We start from the raw sequence: 2,523 nt of genomic DNA, 5'->3' as shown, positions 1-2,523 counted from the left end.
GACCCTCGTGGTCGCCCACTAGCCTCGTCACTTCATCAGCGCCTCGGCCGCGCTCCGGAACGCCTGTCGCGAGGCGTCGCGCGCATAGAACATGTGACCGCCCGGAAATACCACGAGCTTGACCCGCGGCGGCGCCGCAAAGGCGGGCAACTGGTCGAGCAGGATCTTTGAACCGAAATAGGGTGTCGCAAGATCGAACAGGCCGTGCGCGACCAGGACCTTCAACTTCGGATCGAGCGCGAGAATCTGCCTGAGCTCGGTGACCGACTCGGCCGGCCGTAGGCCGTGGCCGAAATCCCAGGAGCGTTCGACACTGGGATTGCCGAGCTCGTAGGAGCCGTCCGGACGCCAATTCAGCTTGCGGGTGGTGAGATCGACCGCGGCGCTGGTCACCGGCGCCGACAACGCTTCGCCGGACTGATCGTCGAAATGGAAGAAGCTGGAATCCGGATACGGATCGATGCCGAGGACGGAGGCGTCATAGCGTCCGGTCACCTTGCCGTCGCGACGATCGAACTCGCGGCGAAACTCGGTGATGTCGAAACGTCCGCCGAGCCTGCGGCTCACCGCCTGGTCGATCCCGGTCAGCTGCGCGACCTTGTCGGCGAGCCGGTTGGTGGCTTCGACATCGGCCTGCCCCTTGACGAGGTCGGTCAGGAAATCGCCGCGCGCGTAGCCTTCGACGTCGGCGAGATCATCCCGCGTGATTGGTCGCTCAGGCCCTGCTCTGGTCTCACGCGCGACCGCCGCAAAAGTCGGCAGGCTCGCGACAAATTGCAGGATGCTGGAGCCGGAGCGGTCGCGGAAATCCAGCACCGGCGAGATCAGGATCAGTCCGCGCACGCCGACGCCCTGCTGCGTCTGCAGATTGCGGACGAGCTTTGGTCCGCGGATACCGCCATAGCTTTCGCCGGTGACATATTTCGGCGACAGCAGGCGATCGTTTTTTTCCAGCCAGCGGCGGATCACGACCGCGATCGAGGCGACATCGCCGTCGACCGAGAAGAATTTTTTGCGCACCTCATCGCCTGTTGCGACGAAGCGGCTGTAGCCGGTGCCGACCGGATCGATGAAGACCAGGTCGGTGAAATCGAGCCAGGTTTCGGCGTTGGGCTTGAGCTCGGGCTCGGCCGACGGCGTCACCGCATCGGCATTGATGGCAAGCCGCCACGGCCCGCTATTGCCGAACTGCAGCCATGCCGATGCAGCCCCCGGCCCGCCATTGAACACGAAGGTCACGGGACGCGTGGCGCGATCGGTGCCGTCAAGCTGATAGGATGTGTAGGCGATGTCGGCCTGCGGCTCCCCCTTGTCGTCGAACAGGCGGATCGAGCCCGCGGTTGCCGTGAAGGCGAGCGTGCGGCCGGGCAGTTCGAGGGTCTGCCGGGTCGTGGCATCCGCAGGCAGTTTGTGCTGCTCGGCGGTGGCTGGCGAGGCCGGCGGCGTGCTGGCACGTTCGCTCCCCGCCCCGGTTCTCCGGGTCGCAGGTGCTGCTGCGGACGGAGCCGATGGCGCGGGCGGCGCCTCCTCGGCACGAATGGCGGTCCAGGTGAGACAACCGCCAATTGCGAGCGCCGCGAGCGCGATGCAGCCTTGCCGCAATGAGTGAAGACCGCCGCGCATGATCACTTCCTCCCGCACCACTTTCCCGCTCGGATACCAGTGCGGCGTCGTGTGACGCAGGCTCGTGACCGCCGGTTGTCCGAAAAGGGTCGATTTTCGACTCTAGCCGGCTTGGACTTATGCCCGGGATGACCGTGATTCCAGTCACATTGAATTCAACTGATATCCGGCGGTTGTGCTAGCTGTGGATCAATCGAAGGTCGCGACGCGACGGAGGCATGCTTTTGCTCGCGTCCCGATCCAGGGCGATCGCCACCGCGGAGATCAATGATGAAAGAAATCCTGATTGCAACGATCACGGTGATCGGATTGACCGCCGCCGCGGCTGCCGAACCGCCGGTTGCGCTCGTGGAAGAGCTTCGGGGCAAGGTGACCGGTGCCGAGTTCATGGATTACGTGACGCCGGGCCAGGTCATCAAGATCGGCCCGGGCGGCGCGATCATCCTCAGCTATCTGAAATCGTGCCGCCGCGAGACGATTTCAGGAATCGGAACCGTGATCGTGGGCAGCGATGCGAGCAAGGTTCACCTGTCCGACGTCAGGGATGAGACCATCGCCTGCGATGCCGACCACGCGCATGCGACGGTTAAGGAAACCAGCGAGGCCGCCGCCACCATCGTGCGCGGCCTCGCCGCGCAGCCCGCGCCTCAGGTCACCCTCTACGGCGCCTCGCCGATGTTTGCAGCAGCCGGCCGCGGCACGCTCGTTCTCGAGCGGCTCGACGAGCCCGGCGAGCGTCAGAAGATCGACATCGGCGGCAACCAGATCAAGGGCAGGTTCTTCGATTTTGCCAAAAACAATCGGCAGCTTGCCCCTGGCGGCACCTATCTCGCGCGCTTCAAGGAGACCGCGATCGTCTTCCGCATCGATCCGCAGGCAAAGGGCGGCGCGACGCCGCTG

General features: G+C 64.9%; 2 protein-coding genes. One reads left to right on the top strand and one right to left on the bottom strand.

Annotated elements, in window-relative coordinates; all coding sequences use genetic code 11:
- Positions 1–27 precede the first annotated feature (27 nt).
- On the bottom strand, positions 28–1,623 hold the full coding sequence (locus JOZ76_RS20765; protein WP_291701348.1) for a S10 family peptidase: 1,596 nt from the start codon (positions 1,621–1,623) through the stop codon (positions 28–30).
- Positions 1,624–1,893: 270 nt separating this feature from the next.
- Here JOZ76_RS20765 and JOZ76_RS20760 point away from each other — a divergent pair.
- A partial coding sequence (locus tag JOZ76_RS20760; protein WP_291701346.1) for a hypothetical protein occupies positions 1,894–2,523 on the top strand: 630 nt, incomplete at its 3' end.

This window comes from Bradyrhizobium sp. (assembly GCF_019244115.1).
Lineage (GTDB): Bacteria > Pseudomonadota > Alphaproteobacteria > Rhizobiales > Xanthobacteraceae > Bradyrhizobium.
Note: the sequence above shows the minus strand (reverse complement) of the source record. Positions and strands in the feature narration are given on the sequence as shown.